Source organism: Arcobacter thermotolerans (genome assembly GCF_983172305.1).
The window spans coordinates 52,843-69,530 of the sequence record NZ_CFAFZJ010000004.1 but is presented as its reverse complement, the minus strand read 5'-3'; the positions used below and the strand labels follow the sequence as shown (position 1 = coordinate 69,530).

Below are 16,688 nucleotides of genomic sequence, written 5' to 3'. Positions count from 1 at the left end.
ATTACAAATCAATATTTTCTATTTTATTTCTTCTCTTCATTAGTAACCAAAGCCAAATTATTCAAACTATATTTTTGAAGTAAATCAAGAACTTTTACAACTTTTTCATATGGTACTTTTTTATCAATTCTCACAATTACAGGTTCATCTTTATTTTTTATGCTTTTTAGATTATCTTCTAGTGAAGAAAATGATACTTCAATACCTCTAATAGCCATTTTATCTACACTAAGCTCTATAAAAATTTGCTCCTGTTTTACTTGCATACTTTTTGCATTTGAGCTAGGAAGTTCAAGCATAAGAGCTAGTTCCTCTTTTTTGAAAACACTTGTAACTATAAAAAATATTAAAAGAATAAAAACAACATCAATAATTGGTGTTAAATCAAGTCCCAAATGTTCTCTTCGTTTCATCTATTCTCTTCTTTTACTAACTCTTTTTTAGCTTTTATCTCTATTTTATCAACAAGGCTAATGAAGTGATTATAAGCTATTTGATGAGGAATTGATACAATAATCCCAGCAATTGTTGTAATTAGAGCAACTGCAATTCCACCTGAAAATATTGTAGGATCTCCTAAACCTTTTATAGTTATCTCTTCAAATGAGCTATAAATTCCAACAACAGTTCCTAAAAGTCCCAAAAGTGGAGAGATTATTGCAATATTTTTTATAATTACAAGCCCTGATTCTAATTTTTTTACTTCATACTCAATTTGTGCATTTATTGAGTGGTTAAAATCCAATCTTGAAGCTATTTTTGCTATTGTTTTATTTACTTGTGGAAGAGTTGTAAATTTCCAAATAATTATTGTAAATCCAATAATATTTAAAAAAATTAAAATATAGACGATAATTCCACCTTTGTCTATAAATTCTAATAAGTTCATATGAAAGCCTTTTGAAATTTTTGGATATTATATTGAAAAATTATTTACAAATAGGTATTTATGAAATTTACAAACTCAAAAACATCTGAAATTTTTTTAAACAATCAAAGATATTTTGTAAAAAGAGATGATTTACTTCATGGTCATTTTAGTGGAAATAAAGCTAGAAAATTTTACTACTTTTTAAAAAATGATTTACAAGGTATTGAAAAAATTATATCTCATGGCTCAAATCAATCAAATGCAATGTACTCACTATCTGTTTTATGTAAATTAAAAAATCTAAAATTTGACTACTATGTATCTCATTTACCAGATATTTTATCTAAAAATCCAAATGGAAACTACAAAGAAGCAGTTAAAAATGGTATGAATTTAATTGTTAGTGAAATTCCACAACATTTTAAAGAAAATGAGTTATTCATAAGTGAAGGAGGAGCTGTTAAAGAGGCTCGCTTTGGAATAGAAATATTAGCAAATGAGATAAAATCTTGGGCAAAAGAGCAAAATATTGAAGATAAAAGATTAAAAATATTTTTACCAAGTGGAACTGGAACAACTGCTTTGTATCTGCAAAAGTTTTTACCTTTTGAAGTGTTTACTTGCTCTTGCGTAGGAGATGATGAGTATCTAAAAAAGCAGTTTTTAGCTTTGGAAGAAAAAAATCATCCAAAAATTTTAAAAAAAGAGAAAAAATACCATTTTGGGAAACTCTATATTGAGTTTTATTTGAAACATTTAGAGCTTTTAAAACAGACAAATATAGAGTTTGATCTTCTTTATGATAGTTTAGGATGGATTGTTTTTGAAGAGTTTGTAAAAAATCTAGAAAATAAAGATGACTATATATTTTTGTATATTCATCAAGGTGGAGTTTTGGGAAATAAAACTATGATAGAAAGATATAAGTTTAAATTTTCAAAGGCTTTAGAATCTATTTAAAAATTACTTTTGCCCTACTATTGTCCAGCCACTATCTTTTAGATGTTGTTTTGTTTTACTACAAATTTCACTTTGTATAAATAGTGTTTTTACTTTGAAGTTGTGGTTTTGATGATTTACCAAAAGATTGTATAAATTTTCTAGCTCATCTGAACTTTTTTTTATAAACCTACTTTTGCTTGACAAAACAAATATTGCATAAAATTTCAGATCTGTGCTTGAACCTACAAAGATTTTTATCTTCTTTTTACTATTTAACTCTTTTGGTAAAATCTCTTTTAACTCTTTAAAAAGTATATTCTTTTTTGCAAAATATTGGCTTGTCTCTTTCATTGTTATCCTTAAAAGCGTTTATTATATCAAAACTTGTATAATTACGAAATTTAAAAAGTAAAAAGAGAAAAATTAAAATGCTATCTTACGAAGAACAATCTATAATCACAAGAGGTATTGTAAAAGCTGCTGTTTTAATGAGTGAATATGGAGCTGAAAGCATCTTAATAGAACAAACAGCTCAAAGATTAGGAAAAGTTTTAGGTGCTTCAAGTGTTGAAATCTCTTTAATACCATCTGCAATAGTTTTAACAACTCTTCACCATGGGCAATCTGTAACAACAACAAGAAGAGTTCACCATAAACCTATAAATATGAGCATAGTTTGCCAAATTCAAAAAATAGTTTTAGATATGGAAAAATCAGACAATGAAGTTAACTATGATATTAGATATTTATATACTATTTTAAAACAAATTGAACCAAATTACTACAATAGATGGCTAGTTGTTCTTATGGTTGCTCTTAGTTGTGCATCTTTTGCATATTTGCAAGGTGGTGATTTTATGTCACTTGTTGTAACTTTTTTTGCTTCAGGTATTGCTATGTTTACAAGACAAGAGTTATCAAAAAGAAGATTTGTGATGATTATAGTTTTTGGGATAACTGCTTTTGTAGCTACAATTATTTCTGGATTATCAAAAATATATGGATTTACAGATACTCCAAGTATTGCAATGGCAGCTAGTGTACTACTTTTGGCACCTGGATTTGCTTTTGTAAACTCTTTTTTAGACTCATTCAAAGGTTATATGATGATGGGTTGGGGAAGATGGATGGATGGTATGATTTTAACACTTGCTTCATCTGTTGGAATTATTTTAGCAATTGCTATTTTAGGAATAAAGGCTTAATATGAATTTTTTATTGCAATTAATCATAGATGGTGCTTTTGCTGCAACTGCATCTTTGGGATTTGGGATGGTTTTTAATGTCCCAAAACATACTTTAAAATATTGTGCAATGGGTGGAGCAATAGTATATAGTTTGAGAACAATATTTTTACACTTAAATTTTGGAATTGAAATCTCTACATTTTTAGCTTCAGCAGTGATTGGAATAATAGCTTTATATTGGTCAAGAAAATACAAAATACCAAGACCTGTATATACAGTTGCATCTATTATTCCTATTTTACCAGGAACTTATGCATTTGGAGCAATGACTACATTAATAGATATAAATAGATTTGGTGCAAGTATTGAATTAATAGAGTCATTCACGCACAATGGACTTAAAGCTATTGCTGTTTTAATAGCTATAACTTTTGGTTTAGTTCTTCCATCTTTATATTTTTTAAGACTTAATCGCCCTATTGTTTAGGCGATTATTTTATAAAAATATTAGTTTTTAAATGCAATTACATCTACTTCAACTAAAACATTTTTTGGTAAAGTTTTAACTGCAACTGTACTTCTTGCAGGAGCAGTTTCACCTTTAAAATATTGTCCATAAATTTCATTGAAAGCTACAAAATTATCCATATCAGAGAGATAACAAGTTGTTTTTAAAACATTTTCAAAAGAGCTAGAAGCTTCTTCTAAAACTGCTTTTAAATTTTCCATAACTTGTTTTGTCTGCTCTTGAACTCCACCATTTACAATCTCCATAGTTGTTGGATCTAATGCAATTTGTCCAGATGTAAATACTAATTTCTCAAAACTAGTTGCTTGATTATATGGTCCAATCGCACTTGGAGCTTTTGTTGTACTTATTATTTTTTTCATTTTTATCCTTTGATTTTTTAAAAATTTATTATATTTAGTTTTTGCTTTCTTTTACAAAAAACAACTCAAACTCATTTTTAAGATGACTTAAAATTGGAGTTTCACTTTTATACAATCCTTGACCACTCAATGCTGATTTTACAATAGTTTTTGTGTAATCATGAATATCATCTCTTTTAAACATCTCATCTAAATCTAGCCATATAGCTTCACTAATCTCCTCTTTATCTTTTACATCTATTTTTAAACTTTTTGGCTTTGCAAGACATAAAACATATAGATTTGATTTATGAAATTGATGTGGATAAAAATGTCCTATAGATATAATTTTTTCAAAATCTACAACAACACCTGTCTCTTCAAAAACTTCTCGACTCAAAGCTTGAGAAATCATCTCAGCATCATCAATATGTCCACCTGGAAGCTTATAATACTCATTTCTAATTATCTCTTTAATTAATAAAATCTCATTTTTACTATTTATTACAACAGCACCTACTCCTAAAGTATGATTTGCCAGATTTGGAACTATTGCATTTTCTTTTAAAACTTTTACAAGTAATATATAATCACTATTGCAAGAGTGAAAAGTAAAACCAAACTTTATAGCAATTGGAATAAAATCTGATTTTTTTATATCTATATAGATCCAAATTAAATTTTTATTATCTTTTACATTTTGTATTAAATCTTTTAAATTCTGTTCAAATTCCAAAATATCTTTTGGCAAATCTTCACTTAAAATTGTAATTCCATTGTATGGGTCAAGACTTGTTTTAAAATTTGCTATATATTCAATACTACTATTCATAATAATTTCCTCATTCTAAACATATTTTATTGGAAGATAAAAATCCAAAATAAACTCACCATCTAAACTTAAAAAATGATTCTTCTCATAAATGGTATAAGATGGATTTGTTGTTGTTTCATAACCACTATCTATTAACCATACATGATAAACCCACTGTATTAGTTTTATTACATCTCCATACTTTCCACTTAAACTAAACTTTGCATAAATTCCCTTTGGAATATCCAAAGTTGGAAGGGATAAATCTTTTAACTCTTCATTTTCATCCAAAACTGCAATTGCAATATATTGACAATCTTCAAGAGGAGTAATAATTGGATTATCGTGATGTAAAGCCATCTGTTTATAAGATTTTATATCATTTGTATAAATCCAAGTTTGAAGTTTTGCCCATGTTTTTTTAATAGATTTATCATAACCTTTATGCCTAATATAATATCCTCTCATCTGTGGCATTTTAACAATTGTTGGCTCAATATTTGAAAAATCTAAATCATTACTAATTGATATTTTCTCAATTATTTTATTTGAATACTCTTTATAACCACCATTTTTCCACTCTTTTGGTGTCATAGAAAACCTTTGTTTAAAGGCTCTTAAAAAAGATGTTTGTGAACTATATCCAGTCATATTTGAAATATCAGTGATTGTTGAAAATTTATTTGTAATTAGTAAATTTGCAGCTTTTTCAAGTCGTATTGACTTAATACTTTCATAAATATTTTTTCCAAACTCCTCTTTGAAGACTCTATGAAGATGAAACTTACTAACATTTAATTGTAAACTTAACTCATCTATATTTATATTTGTATCAATATATTTATAAATATAGTTCATTACATCATTTGCAATTTTTGCTCTTTTTTCATAAGTAGATTTTTTCATAAAACTATTATATCAATAAATATATATAAAAATAGCAAAAATAGATAATAATAAAAGCATTTTATGTAAAGTATAAATATTTTTATTGATGTAAAATTTTAAAAATATTAATGGTTTCTTTTTAAATTGCAAACCATTTAAAAGGATAATTTATGAAAAGATCATTTATTAGAGAGATACTTGAAGCAATAGATGAAGAGACAATTTCATTTGCAGGTGGACTTCCAAGTGAAAATCTATTTCCAACGCAAGATTTAAAAGAAGCAACTTTAAAAGCAATAGAAAATCCAAAAGTTTATCAATACACAATTAGCAATGGAATAAATGAATTAAGAGAACAAATTGCTTTAAGATACACAAATGAAGGATTTGTTACAACAAAAGAGAATATCTTAATTACAACAGGAAGCCAACAAGCCATGTATATTTTGGCAAAGTTTTTTGAGAACAAAGATATTACTATAGAAGAGCCTTCATATTTAGGAGCTATGAATATTTTCAGACTAAATAGTTTAAAAATGGATGGTGTAAAACTTGAAGATGATGGAGTAAACATAGAAGAGTTTGAGAAAAGTTTTAAAAAGACAAAACTTACATACTTAATTCCAGATTTTCAAAATCCAAGTGCTACAACATATAGTAGTGAGAAAAGAGAAGCAGTTTGTAATATAGTAAAAAAATATGATGGAATTTTAATAGAAGATAGTCCATATAGTGAGCTTTATTTTGATAAAAAAAGTAAATATATAAGTGCTAGTTTACCAAATAACTCTTTTCATTTAGGAAGTTTTTCTAAAACTTTAGTTCCAAGCTTAAGAATTGGTTGGATACGAGCGGATGAAGAGAAGATAAAATCTTTAATGATTATAAAAGAGAGTATTGATCTTCACTCTTGTGGTCTTTCACAATATATTTTAGCCCAGTATTTAAAAAATGAAGTAAAATATGAAAAACATCTTCAAGAAATAAGAGATGATTATCAAGCAAAAGCTCAATTTTTCTCAAAAGCTTTAAAAACTATAATGCCTGAATTTAAGCATCAAACACCAAAAGGTGGAATGTTTTTATATGGTGGATTTGAAGATAAAAAAATTGATACTTTTGCTCTTGTTCAAGAGTGTTTAAAAAAGAAAGTTGTGTATGTTCCAGCAAATCAGTTTTATATAGATAAAGTTCCAAATAGTGAAATAAGATTTAACTACACTCACTCAAGTTTTGAACAAATAGAAAAAGGGCTTAAACTAATAAAAAGTTGTCTATAAAAAATAGACAACTTAAATTTTTCTTCTATTTTTTCTTTTTGTAAATTTATAATACAGATAGCTAAAAACAACGATTAAGACTAAAAGAGCAATAATAATTTGATGTAAATACTCTTTTATTAGCTCTTCATTTCCACCTAAGAAATATCCTAAAAATGCTAATATAGCAACCCAAATTCCAGCACCCAAACTTGTAAATAGTGAAAATACAAAAAGATTCATTCGAGAGAGTCCAGCTGGTAAAGAGATATATTGTCTTACAACTGGAATTAATCTTCCAAAAAATGTTGAGATATGACCATGCTTATTAAAAAACTCTTCCATTTTTAATATTGTATCTTCGCTAATAAAGATATATTTTCCATATCTCATTAAAAATCTTCTTCCGAGCTTTAAAGCAAAATAGTAATTAAATATTGCACCTGCAAGCGAACCTAAAATTCCAAAAAGAATTACTAGGTACATATTCATCTCACCTTTATAAGCTAAATATCCAGCTGGAATCATTACAACTTCTGATGGGAATGGGAAAAAAGAACTCTCTAAAAACATCATTATAAAAATACCTAAATATCCTAACTGACCAACAGTTTCTACAATGAAGTTAATTATTTGTGATAACAAAGTTTTCCTTTTTTTGAATGGTTAAAAAAGATTTTGAAGTTTTTAGAGAGTTTATTTGAAGAATAATTAAGGCATAAGCCTTAATTATTATCTTTTTAGCTCTCTAATTTTTGCAGCTTTACCTTTTAGTGCTCTTAAGTAGTTAAGTTTAGCTCTTCTTACATCACCTTTTCTTAATACTTCGATAGATTGTAAAGACTCACAATATAGTGGGAAAATTCTCTCAACACCAATATTATTTGCTCCAAGTTTTCTAATAGTAAATGTAGCATCAACACCGTTTCCGCTTCTTCCAATTACTACACCTTCGAAAGTTTGAACTCTTTTTTTCTCACCCTCTTTAATCTCAACACCAAGTCTTAATGTATCTCCTGCTCTAAACGCTGGAACTTCTTTAGAAGCTATTTGAGCTGCTTCAAAACTTGCTATATATCTGTTTTTCATCGTCTTTCCTTATTGGGTCTATAGTATTTCGTCCTGCAAATGGACATCTGAAATTTTAAGTCGCAAATTCTACTATGGTTTCCCTTTAAATATTCTTTAACGACAAATAAATTTTCATAATTTTCTGGTTTTGTAAAAGAAGGTGCTTCTAATAAATTGTTTTCATAACTCTCAACATCTAAAGAAGACTCATTTCCAAGTACTCCTTGAACATTTCTAGATATTGCATCAGCCATAACAAGCGAAGGAAGCTCACCACCTGTTAAGATATACTCTCCAATGCTAAAAACCTCATTGGCATACTTTTCAATAACTCTCTCATCAATTCCCTCATATCTTCCACTAACCATTACAATATTTTTTTTCTTTGCAAGTCTTTTTGCATCATTTTGCCTAAAAGGTTTAGCAGCCGCAAGTGGAAAAATAATATATGCCTCTTTATCTTTTCTTTTTATCTCTTCTAAACAATCAAAAAGTGGTTGACAAGATAGAAGCATTCCAGCTCCTCCACCAACCATAGCATCATCAACTTTTTTATGCTTGTTAGTTGTAAAATCTCTAGGATTATAAAAATCGTAGCTTATTAAATTTGATTCAACTGCTCTATTTAAAATAGAATCTTTTAAATATGGTTCAATCAAATTGGGGAAAAGTGTAACAAAAGTAAACTTCAAAATAAAATTCCAATCAATTTTTTTGTTTGAAATGTTATCATAAATTTTTTTATATATTATTAAGTATAAATAGTATAGATTTCGCATTTAATAATATAAGGAGTAAATTTTTGAAAGTTAAAGGCTTTGGAAAAAAATATTTTACATTAGCTTCAATTCAAGCGTATGCAACACAATCAAAATTGCATGCAAAATTTACTGCACTAAAAACTAATATAAATGAAAAACTAAAAATTTCTTCAAATAGTGATGAAGAGGATGAGTTATCCTGTGATGTTGAACATAGTTTATTATCTTGTAGTATAGTAAATTCTAAACCATGTCATTGTGATTGCTTTTTTAAAAGAAAAACAGCACTTGCTGTAAGACTTTTTCAATTTATCCCTAGATGCCCATACTATACAACATATTTTGCATTTAGAAGAACTGGCGTACATCCACCACAATTGTCATTTTAATAATCGTTAGAAAATTAATATTAAATCGTTTTTAAGTCCGAAAAAGACAATTTTACCCGATTGGTAAAAATCTGTGATTTTTGGTACCAATCGTGTGTAAACTCTTGTCGAAAGAGGATTTAAAATAAGATTTTTATTTTTTCATATTTATCAAGTTTTGTTATCTACATTTTTTGTAGAGAATTAAATATTTTTATTAAAAGGATTAATAATGTCAAAAAATTATGTAATAGGTTTCCCAAGAATTGGAGAAAAAAGAGAACTAAAAAAAGTTTTAGAAGATTATTGGGCAAAAAAAGTTGATTTTAGTGAAGTTAAATATGTAGCAGAAAATTTGAGAAAAAGACACTGGACTTATCAAAAAGAGGCAAAAATAGATTTTATAGCTTCAAATGATTTTTCACTATATGATAATATTTTGGATACTACTATTTTATTAGGAGCAATTCCAAAAAGATTTGAACACCTAAAAGATGAAGAGTTATATTTTGCAATGGCAAGAGGAAATCAAGATTGTGTAGCAATGGAGATGACAAAATGGTTTAATACAAACTATCACTACATTGTTCCAGAAATTTCTAAAGATACAAAATTTTCATTAAACTCTAAAAAAGTTATAGAGGAGTATAAAGAGGCACTTGAGCTTGGAATTAATACAAAAATAAATTTAATTGGTGCAATTACTTATTTAGGATTATCAAAAAGTGTCGATAATAGTGATCTATTTGCACATATTTCTAGTGTTGTAAAAGTTTATAAAGAGCTTTTAGAAGAGATTTCAAAATTAAACAGTGAAATTGTTGTTCAATTTGATGAACCTTTATTTGTAAAGGATTTAGAACCAAAAGTTTTATCACTTTTAAAACCAGTTTATGATGAGCTATCAAATGTTTCAAAAAATATAAAAATCGTTGTAACTACTTACTTTGAGCACTCAAATGAAGCTACAAAAATTTTAGTAAACACTCCTATTTGGGCTTTAGGACTTGATTTTATTCATGGAGTTAAAAATTGTGATAGTTTAGAATTTATTATAAATTCAAATAAAGTTTTAATTGCTGGAGTTATTGATGGTAGAAACATTTGGAAGAGTAATTTTGAAGATAAACTAAATCTTTTAAACAAAATCTCAAATGTAGTTTCAAAAGATAATATTATAGTTGGAACTTCTTGTTCACTTTTACATGTACCTTTTACTCTAAGTTATGAAGATAATTTAGATAAAGAGATTAAATCGTGGTTAGCATTTGCAAATGAAAAATTAAAAGAGTTAAACCTTGTTTCAAAACAGTTTTTTGGCTCAAAACTATCACTTGAAGATATTGCAAATATTGAGAAAAATCGACAAGATAATATTCAAAGAAGAGTATCTACTAAAATTCATAATCAAAAGATTGAAGAAGAGATTAAAAATCTAAAAAAATTTGAAAGAGAAGATAAATTTGAAGATAGAATAAAAGCTCAAAGAGAGTTTTTTAAATATGATTTTTTAACAACTACAACTATTGGATCATTTCCTCAAACTCCAGAAATTAGAGAGAATAGAAAAAATTATAAAGCAAATTTAATTTCAAAAGAAGAGTATGAAACTCAAATAAAAAAATATATTGATGATTGTGTAGCATTTCAAGATGAAATCGGACTTGATATTTTAGTTCACGGAGAGCCTGAAAGAAATGACATGGTTGAATATTTTGGACAATTATTGGAAGGTTTTGCATTTACACAAAATGCTTGGGTTCAATCATATGGAAGTAGATGCGTAAAACCACCTGTTATTTTTGGTGATGTTTCAAGACCAAATGCTATGACTGTTGAGTGGATTAAATATGCTCAAAGTAAAACTTCTAAAGTTATGAAAGGTATGTTAACAGGACCTGTTACAATTTTAAATTGGTCATTTGTAAGAGACGATATTCCAAGAAATGAAGTAACAAAACAAATTGCACTTTGTATTAATAAAGAAGTAGATGATTTACAAAATGCTGGAATTAAAATGATTCAAGTTGATGAAGCTGCATTTAAAGAGGGTTATCCTTTAAGAGCTGAAAATATAAAAGCTTATGAAAATTGGGCAGTTGATAATTTTAGATTAAGTGTAAGTAGCGCAAAAGCTGATACTCAAATTCACACACATATGTGTTATAGTGAGTTTAATGATATTATAAAAACTATTGAAGCTATGGATGCTGATGTTATCTCTATTGAAACAGCACGAAGTGGAAATAGACTTTTAAAAATCTTTAAAGAGGTAAATTATAAACAAGAAATAGGACCTGGAATTTATGATATTCATAGTCCTAGAGTTCCAAGTGTGCAAGAGATGGTAAATCAAATTAAAGCATTAATTGAAGTTTTACCAAAAGAACAATTATGGATAAATCCAGATTGTGGATTAAAAACTAGAAAATGGCCAGAAGTTAAAGAGAGTCTTAAAAATATGGTTGAAGCTGTAAAAATTGTAAAAAATAGTTAAAAATAAGAGAGCCTAAAAATGGCTCTCTTTTAATATATTATAAAGATTTATAAAACTCTTCCAACTCTTTTGCTCCTGAGTTTCTCATAGGACACTCAAATTTACATTTTGAATAAATAGCATCATAAATTTGTCTTTGAATTTCATTCATTTCAAGTGATTCAACACCAAACAGTGTTTTATATGATCAAAAAAAAATATATTAGTTTTAAAAGTTTCATATTTATCAAAAAGTTTACTCTCTTTTTTGATTAAATAAAATTTTTTTATAAAAGTATCTAGGTTTTCTTCTGTTAATTTACTAGCTTTTATTTGATTTTCTAAATCATCTTTTTTTGTTTGAGCATAGCTATTTATATAAGATAAAGATAATTCTCTCTCTTTTTGAAGATTTGCCAACAATTTAGATATTTGGTCAGTAAACTCTATATAACTTGATGTTTTATCCATATTGAGAACTTTTTCAACTTTTTCAAAAATTAATATAGATGACAACATAAAAATTGCCAAAATAGGTAAAACCAAGATTAAAAAAATTTTATTTCTAAGCTTTAGGTTATTCATTTTGCTTCCTAATATAATATTTTTTATAATATATTCTTTATTGTTTAAATAGAAGTTTATGAATTTTAAGATGTAATTAAGTTGTAACTAAATGGTAATTTTGTTGTAACTTTCAACTTATATTTTTATTATTAAAAAGTCGATATATTTGTTCTAAAGCTTAATATATAAGCTTTATATAACAACTTTTTGATAAAATTATCAAAAAAAGGATTTTTGATGGAATTTGGTTTATTTTTAAGCTTTTTAGGATTTTTCTTTACAGCAGTTATTTTAGTAGTTGCTTTTTTATATCTATATGCTCTTGTTACTCCATATGATGATTACAATCTTATTTTTGAGAAAAATAATATTGCAGCAGCACTAGGTTTTGGAGGAGCAATTATTGGCGTTTCTATCCCACTTTATAGTGCTTTGGAAAACTCTGTTTCTTATTTTGATTTTGCTATTTGGGGAGCTATTGCTATATTTATTCAACTAGCTTATGCTTTTATAGTTACAAGAATTAGTGGAAAATACTCTTTTAATGAAAAAATAAATGAAGGTGTAGTTTCTGTTGGTATTTTAATGGCATTTTTATCAATTTGTATTGGTCTTTTAAATGCTGGTTCTATGAGTTATTAAAACTTATAAATTTATCTATCATTTTGAACTAATTTCAAAATGATAGATAAAAAACTATAAATCTACCATAGCTTTAAAAGTAACTCCACATCTTCCAATACTTTCGATTTTTGTATGATTTCGCTCATTTATTCTATCATCTTGTATATATTGAAAATTTATCTTTAAAACAACTGGTGTTGTATCTCCATCAACTTTGTAAGTATCATAATATTCACAAAAAAGTGCAGTTTGAGTAGAACTTACCATTGGTGGATAATCCTCCAACTCTTTTTTTACATCAATTTGAAACTTCTCTATTTCACTTTCACTTTTACATAAAGGTGTAGCACATTTTTGTAACTGTTCAACATTATCTTTATTTGGAAAACAAATAGTTGCTTTTTTTGTCTTTAAAATATTTGCTAAACTATCTTTTGGGCTTCCATCATCTTTTTTTCCAATAGCAACTATAACCAAAGCTGGGTTTGTTGAAATTGGTATAAAATAAGAAAATGGAGCTGCATTTAAAACTCCATCATCATCTGTAACTATCCAAGCAATTGGTCGTGGAACTATACTTCCTGACATTATTTTGTATCTATCTAAATCATTTACATCTTTGTAGTCTAAAATCATAATTTTCTCCTTTTAAATCATTATACAATTAAATTTTTGAATAAATCTTTGTATAGTAGTAAGCATAAAGTAAAAATGCAACTCCTAAACATATCGTAATAATTGAAGTTGTTGTAATATGTGCCATAGTTCCAATAAACAGAGTTGTTAGAACATTTGCTAGCATAAAAAACATATCATTATATGATATTACTCTTCCTATGTATCTTTTATCACAATGATTTTGTAAAAGAGCATAAGTATAAGACCACAAAAATGCTGTACTAAATCCTACAAAAAACAGAGCACCTAAAGATAAATAAAAATTACTTTGAGCAAATGCCCAAATTATTATTGTAATTCCTTGAAAAACTAAAAGATATTGAAGATTATCTTTTTTGATAATCTTATTTAAAAATATTGGTCCAATCATAAGAGCAACTGCTCTTACAGCATTTGAAAGCCCAATAGCAAGAGGGACAGCTATAAGCTCTTTATATTCATTTTTTGCCAAAATAGTAATCAAAGCATCATAACTAGTAAGTCCTACACTTGCATGTAAAAAAATCAGATGTAGAATAATTTTATTATTTTTAATATATCTTAAACCATCAATCATAAGTTCTAAAATTTTCTCTTCAACTTTTTTATATTCTATATTTATTTTAATATTAAGAAAAACAAAAAAAGCGAGTACAAAAATAGCAACATCTATCAAAATAGCAGCTTTTACACCATATAAATTTACTATAAAACCACTAACCGCCATTCCAACAGCATAAGTAAATGACCAAATAATTGATTGTATCTCATTTGCTGTTTGAAGATCTTTTCCAGTAGCAATTTTTGCCAAAAGTGACATTTCACTTGAAAAAAACATTGAAGCAGCACTCATTCTTATAAAAATAAAAATAAGAAGTAACCAAAGTTGTGAGGATGTTTCAATTAATAAAAAACAAGCCGTCATAGATAACTCTATAAAAAGTAAAGTTACCATAAGTGGTTTTATTCTTAATCTATCTATTAAACTTCCACTAAATGGGGCTATTAAGATTGCTGGAATAAAATGCATAGCTGTAACAATTGCAATAGCAAATTCACTTGAACCAAACTCTACAACCATAGTATAAATTGCAACCGTAGAAAACCATGCACCAAAAGATGCAATAAAGTTCACCAAAGATAAACTTCTAATAATAGGTTTATCTCTTAAAAAATTAATATAATATTTCAAAAAAATCCTTAAAAAAATGAAAAAAAAATTAGAACTCTAAAGTTCCTTCAATAGCAAAATTTGCTTTTGAATCAAGTTCTGCGTGAGATAAAACAGGAATAGAAAGACCAAACTTCTCATAAATTTCTGATACTCTTTTTCTTAAAACAGGATCAACAACCATTGCAACTTTTGAAAAACCTTTTTTCTCAATATCATCTAAAAGCTGTTTAGTCTTAGTTACAAGATTATTTATCTCTGCAATACTTAGCATCAACTGACTTGCACCATGATGATCTTGAAGTTTTCCTATAAACTGTTGTTCAAGCTCTGGTTTAATAGTAACTATATGTAAAACTCCATCTGTATCTTTATATTTTTGAGTAATAAGTCTAAAAAGTTTTGCTCTTACATGCTCTAAGAGTATCTCTGGAGCCTTTGTAAACTCAGCAATATCTGCTATTGCTTCAATAATTGTGAGCATATCTATAATTGGAATTTTTTCGTGCAGTAAATCTTTACAAACTTTTAACAAACTTCCATATGAAGCTACTTTCATAGCCTCTTCAACAACAATAGGGAAATCTTTTTTCAATCTCTCTACAATATCAACAACATCTTGTCTTGTAATAATATCTTCTGCATATTTTCTAATAATTTCTGATATATGAGTTGATATAATTGTTGGAGCATCTACAACTGTAAACCCTTTCATCAAAGCATCTTCTTTTAAATCTTTTGAAATCCAAACAGCATCTAGATTAAATACAGGCTCTTTTACTTTTATTCCATCAAGGTGTTCACTTGATAATCCACCCATAGCAAGAAGTTTATCTACTTCTATTCTCCCTTTTACTATTGGAATTCTTTTTAGATAAAATTGATACTCATTCGCTCCTAAAGTTGTATCATCAGAAATTCTTATTTGAGGTATTATAAATCCTAATTCTGAAGCTATATTTTTTCTTATCGCTTTTATTTTATCAAGAAGTTCTGAGTTACCTTGAACCAGTTGTAAAAGTCTAATTCCAAGTTTTAACTCCAAAACTTCAAGTTTCATTACAGTTTCTATACTTTGACTCTCGTCAGGAACAGCTGCTGCTCTTTTCTTCTCTTTTAAATCTTCTGGTTTTTCAATCTTTTTAGGAACTTGTGGTTTAAAAAATCTTGTAACAATATTATCTTCACCCTTATCAATCATAATAATAGTGTAACCTAAAGCTGATATCATAAGTCCCATAGTCATCAAAATTCCTGTAGGGAAACCTGGAACTAGTCCAAAAAGCATTAAACCAATACCTACTAAAACAAGAGATTTTGTATCTTTTAAAAGTTGATTTACAGCTCTTGTTGCAAATCTTTCATCATCTGTATTTGATCTTGTTATTATAATAGCAGTTGCAGTTGATGTTAAAAGAGCTGGAATTTGTGCAACAAGTCCATCTCCAATAGTTAAAATTGTGTATATACTTGCAGCTTCACTAGCTGGTAAATCGTGTTGAAAAATACCAACCAAAAGTCCACCAACAATATTTACAACTGTAATAATAATACCAGCAATTGCATCACCTTTTACAAATTTAGATGACCCATCCATTGCTCCATAGAAGTTTGCTTCTGTTATAAGTGCTTTTCTTCTCTCTTGTGCCTCTTTATCATCAATAAATCCAGCATTTAAATCTGCATCAATAGCCATTTGTTTACCAGGCATTGAATCAAGTGTAAATCTAGCAGTTACCTCAGCAACCCTTGTAGCACCTTTTGTTACAACCATAAAGTTTATCAAAACTAATATAATAAAAATAACAACCCCAATAACCATATTTCCGCCAACAACAAACTCTCCAAAAGCTGAAATGATTGTACTTACAGCATCTGGTCCATTGTGTCCATCTGCTAAAATAGATCTCGTTGTTGCAATACTAAGGGCTAATCTAAATATAACCAAAATAAGTAAAAGTGTTGGAAAAGTTGTTAAATCTGCTGGCTTTTGTATATAAAGAGAAATTAATAAAATTAAAAAAGATAATGCTAAAGATATAGATATAAAAAAGTCAATAGCAACTTGATTTAGAGGTATGATAATAATAGCAAGCATTGATAAAAACAATGCTACTGCTATTAAATCCCTAGAGAAAATATTTTTAAAACTAAACTTCATA

Annotated in this window: 20 protein-coding genes; 7 read left to right on the top strand and 13 right to left on the bottom strand. The window is 27.4% G+C overall.

The window, feature by feature from the left end; genetic code table 11:
• Window positions 1–23 precede the first annotated feature (23 nt).
• Window positions 24–413, bottom strand: coding sequence for an ExbD/TolR family protein (locus AC5LG6_RS04580; protein ID WP_066220473.1), 390 nt, complete (start codon window positions 411–413; stop codon window positions 24–26).
• Complete coding sequence (locus tag AC5LG6_RS04575; RefSeq protein WP_066155350.1) at window positions 410–889, bottom strand: MotA/TolQ/ExbB proton channel family protein; 480 nt, start codon at window positions 887–889, stop codon at window positions 410–412. The genes AC5LG6_RS04580 and AC5LG6_RS04575 overlap by 4 nt, the downstream gene beginning before the upstream one ends.
• Window positions 890–949: 60 nt before the next feature.
• Here AC5LG6_RS04575 and AC5LG6_RS04570 point away from each other — a divergent pair, with 60 nt between their 5' ends.
• The gene (locus AC5LG6_RS04570) at window positions 950–1,831 is read left to right on the top strand and encodes a 1-aminocyclopropane-1-carboxylate deaminase (RefSeq protein ID WP_498585813.1); all 882 of its coding nucleotides are present in this window, start codon (window positions 950–952) and stop codon (window positions 1,829–1,831) included.
• Between the two features lie 3 nt (window positions 1,832–1,834).
• On the opposite strand, the gene AC5LG6_RS04565 is transcribed toward AC5LG6_RS04570, so the two are convergent.
• Window positions 1,835–2,164 (bottom strand): hypothetical protein, encoded by a 330-nt coding sequence (locus AC5LG6_RS04565; RefSeq protein WP_498585812.1) that lies wholly within the window; start codon window positions 2,162–2,164, stop codon window positions 1,835–1,837.
• 77 nt (window positions 2,165–2,241) lie between these two features.
• On the opposite strand from AC5LG6_RS04565, the gene AC5LG6_RS04560 reads away from it, so the two are divergent.
• Window positions 2,242–3,018 (top strand): threonine/serine exporter family protein, encoded by a 777-nt coding sequence (locus AC5LG6_RS04560; RefSeq protein ID WP_258315894.1) that lies wholly within the window; start codon window positions 2,242–2,244, stop codon window positions 3,016–3,018.
• A 1-nt stretch (window position 3,019) separates the two neighbouring features.
• Complete coding sequence (locus AC5LG6_RS04555; protein WP_066165136.1) at window positions 3,020–3,487, top strand: threonine/serine exporter family protein; 468 nt, start codon at window positions 3,020–3,022, stop codon at window positions 3,485–3,487.
• Window positions 3,488–3,507: 20 nt separating this feature from the next.
• On the opposite strand, the gene AC5LG6_RS04550 is transcribed toward AC5LG6_RS04555, so the two are convergent.
• The 3 genes from AC5LG6_RS04550 to AC5LG6_RS04540 are packed head-to-tail and all read right to left on the bottom strand — an operon-like array spanning window position 3,508 to window position 5,590.
• Window positions 3,508–3,891 carry a RidA family protein gene (locus tag AC5LG6_RS04550; RefSeq protein ID WP_066402541.1) on the bottom strand — a complete coding sequence of 128 codons (384 nt, stop codon included), beginning with the start codon at window positions 3,889–3,891 and terminating at the stop codon, window positions 3,508–3,510.
• Between the two features lie 34 nt (window positions 3,892–3,925).
• Window positions 3,926–4,702: an NUDIX domain-containing protein gene (locus AC5LG6_RS04545; RefSeq protein ID WP_498585811.1), complete on the bottom strand. Its 777-nt coding sequence runs from the start codon at window positions 4,700–4,702 to the stop codon at window positions 3,926–3,928.
• A gap of 15 nt (window positions 4,703–4,717) precedes the next feature.
• Window positions 4,718–5,590, bottom strand: coding sequence for an AraC family transcriptional regulator (locus AC5LG6_RS04540; RefSeq protein ID WP_498585810.1), 873 nt, complete (start codon window positions 5,588–5,590; stop codon window positions 4,718–4,720).
• A gap of 152 nt (window positions 5,591–5,742) precedes the next feature.
• On the opposite strand from AC5LG6_RS04540, the gene AC5LG6_RS04535 reads away from it, so the two are divergent.
• Window positions 5,743–6,852: an aminotransferase-like domain-containing protein gene (locus AC5LG6_RS04535; protein WP_498585809.1), complete on the top strand. Its 1,110-nt coding sequence runs from the start codon at window positions 5,743–5,745 to the stop codon at window positions 6,850–6,852.
• 12 nt (window positions 6,853–6,864) lie between these two features.
• On the opposite strand, the gene AC5LG6_RS04530 is transcribed toward AC5LG6_RS04535, so the two are convergent.
• The 3 genes from AC5LG6_RS04530 to trmD all read right to left on the bottom strand — a co-directional run bounded on the left by AC5LG6_RS04530 (window position 6,865) and on the right by trmD (window position 8,594).
• Window positions 6,865–7,476, bottom strand: coding sequence for a DedA family protein (locus AC5LG6_RS04530; RefSeq protein WP_498585808.1), 612 nt, complete (start codon window positions 7,474–7,476; stop codon window positions 6,865–6,867).
• An 87-nt stretch (window positions 7,477–7,563) separates the two neighbouring features.
• The gene (gene rplS, locus AC5LG6_RS04525) at window positions 7,564–7,920 is read right to left on the bottom strand and encodes a 50S ribosomal protein L19 (protein ID WP_066359621.1); all 357 of its coding nucleotides are present in this window, start codon (window positions 7,918–7,920) and stop codon (window positions 7,564–7,566) included.
• Window positions 7,917–8,594 carry a tRNA (guanosine(37)-N1)-methyltransferase TrmD gene (gene trmD, locus AC5LG6_RS04520; RefSeq protein WP_141048307.1) on the bottom strand — a complete coding sequence of 226 codons (678 nt, stop codon included), beginning with the start codon at window positions 8,592–8,594 and terminating at the stop codon, window positions 7,917–7,919. The genes rplS and trmD overlap by 4 nt, the downstream gene beginning before the upstream one ends.
• A 110-nt stretch (window positions 8,595–8,704) precedes the next feature.
• On the opposite strand from trmD, the gene AC5LG6_RS04515 reads away from it, so the two are divergent.
• Window positions 8,705–9,052 carry a hypothetical protein gene (locus AC5LG6_RS04515; protein WP_260931412.1) on the top strand — a complete coding sequence of 116 codons (348 nt, stop codon included), beginning with the start codon at window positions 8,705–8,707 and terminating at the stop codon, window positions 9,050–9,052.
• 211 nt (window positions 9,053–9,263) lie between these two features.
• Window positions 9,264–11,528 carry a 5-methyltetrahydropteroyltriglutamate--homocysteine S-methyltransferase gene (gene metE, locus AC5LG6_RS04510; protein WP_498585807.1) on the top strand — a complete coding sequence of 755 codons (2,265 nt, stop codon included), beginning with the start codon at window positions 9,264–9,266 and terminating at the stop codon, window positions 11,526–11,528.
• Window positions 11,529–11,675: 147 nt separating this feature from the next.
• Here metE and AC5LG6_RS04505 read toward each other — a convergent pair whose 3' ends face one another.
• Window positions 11,676–12,092 carry a CHASE3 domain-containing protein gene (locus AC5LG6_RS04505; protein WP_498585806.1) on the bottom strand — a complete coding sequence of 139 codons (417 nt, stop codon included), beginning with the start codon at window positions 12,090–12,092 and terminating at the stop codon, window positions 11,676–11,678.
• 219 nt (window positions 12,093–12,311) lie between these two features.
• Between AC5LG6_RS04505 and AC5LG6_RS04500 the strand changes: the two genes are divergently transcribed.
• Entirely contained in the window at window positions 12,312–12,716 is a 405-nt protein-coding gene (locus AC5LG6_RS04500; protein WP_260931420.1) for a DUF350 domain-containing protein, read from the top strand.
• A 54-nt stretch (window positions 12,717–12,770) separates the two neighbouring features.
• On the opposite strand, the gene AC5LG6_RS04495 is transcribed toward AC5LG6_RS04500, so the two are convergent.
• Genes AC5LG6_RS04495 through flhA form a run of 3 tightly spaced genes read right to left on the bottom strand, consistent with a single transcriptional unit; the run spans window position 12,771 to window position 16,687 of the window.
• Entirely contained in the window at window positions 12,771–13,334 is a 564-nt protein-coding gene (locus AC5LG6_RS04495; RefSeq protein WP_260887638.1) for a flavin reductase family protein, read from the bottom strand.
• 28 nt (window positions 13,335–13,362) lie between these two features.
• Window positions 13,363–14,547 (bottom strand): MFS transporter, encoded by a 1,185-nt coding sequence (locus AC5LG6_RS04490; protein ID WP_498585805.1) that lies wholly within the window; start codon window positions 14,545–14,547, stop codon window positions 13,363–13,365.
• A gap of 28 nt (window positions 14,548–14,575) precedes the next feature.
• The gene (gene flhA, locus AC5LG6_RS04485) at window positions 14,576–16,687 is read right to left on the bottom strand and encodes a flagellar biosynthesis protein FlhA (RefSeq protein WP_066219606.1); all 2,112 of its coding nucleotides are present in this window, start codon (window positions 16,685–16,687) and stop codon (window positions 14,576–14,578) included.
• Window position 16,688 lies beyond the last annotated feature (1 nt).

Excerpts from the sequence above, each read along its gene's own strand:
- AC5LG6_RS04580 (WP_066220473.1), bottom strand. The coding sequence starts at position 413 with ATGAAACGAAGAGAACATTTGGGACTTGATTTAACACCAATTATTGAT.
- AC5LG6_RS04575 (WP_066155350.1), bottom strand. The coding sequence starts at position 889 with ATGAACTTATTAGAATTTATAGACAAAGGTGGAATTATCGTCTATATT.
- AC5LG6_RS04570 (WP_498585813.1), top strand. The coding sequence starts at position 950 with ATGAAATTTACAAACTCAAAAACATCTGAAATTTTTTTAAACAATCAA.
- AC5LG6_RS04565 (WP_498585812.1), bottom strand. The coding sequence starts at position 2,164 with ATGAAAGAGACAAGCCAATATTTTGCAAAAAAGAATATACTTTTTAAA.
- AC5LG6_RS04560 (WP_258315894.1), top strand. The coding sequence starts at position 2,242 with ATGCTATCTTACGAAGAACAATCTATAATCACAAGAGGTATTGTAAAA.
- AC5LG6_RS04555 (WP_066165136.1), top strand. The coding sequence starts at position 3,020 with ATGAATTTTTTATTGCAATTAATCATAGATGGTGCTTTTGCTGCAACT.
- AC5LG6_RS04550 (WP_066402541.1), bottom strand. The coding sequence starts at position 3,891 with ATGAAAAAAATAATAAGTACAACAAAAGCTCCAAGTGCGATTGGACCA.
- AC5LG6_RS04545 (WP_498585811.1), bottom strand. The coding sequence starts at position 4,702 with ATGAATAGTAGTATTGAATATATAGCAAATTTTAAAACAAGTCTTGAC.
- AC5LG6_RS04540 (WP_498585810.1), bottom strand. The coding sequence starts at position 5,590 with ATGAAAAAATCTACTTATGAAAAAAGAGCAAAAATTGCAAATGATGTA.
- AC5LG6_RS04535 (WP_498585809.1), top strand. The coding sequence starts at position 5,743 with ATGAAAAGATCATTTATTAGAGAGATACTTGAAGCAATAGATGAAGAG.
- rplS (WP_066359621.1), bottom strand. The coding sequence starts at position 7,920 with ATGAAAAACAGATATATAGCAAGTTTTGAAGCAGCTCAAATAGCTTCT.
- metE (WP_498585807.1), top strand. The coding sequence starts at position 9,264 with ATGTCAAAAAATTATGTAATAGGTTTCCCAAGAATTGGAGAAAAAAGA.
- AC5LG6_RS04505 (WP_498585806.1), bottom strand. The coding sequence starts at position 12,092 with ATGAATAACCTAAAGCTTAGAAATAAAATTTTTTTAATCTTGGTTTTA.
- AC5LG6_RS04500 (WP_260931420.1), top strand. The coding sequence starts at position 12,312 with ATGGAATTTGGTTTATTTTTAAGCTTTTTAGGATTTTTCTTTACAGCA.
- AC5LG6_RS04495 (WP_260887638.1), bottom strand. The coding sequence starts at position 13,334 with ATGATTTTAGACTACAAAGATGTAAATGATTTAGATAGATACAAAATA.
- flhA (WP_066219606.1), bottom strand. The coding sequence starts at position 16,687 with ATGAAGTTTAGTTTTAAAAATATTTTCTCTAGGGATTTAATAGCAGTA.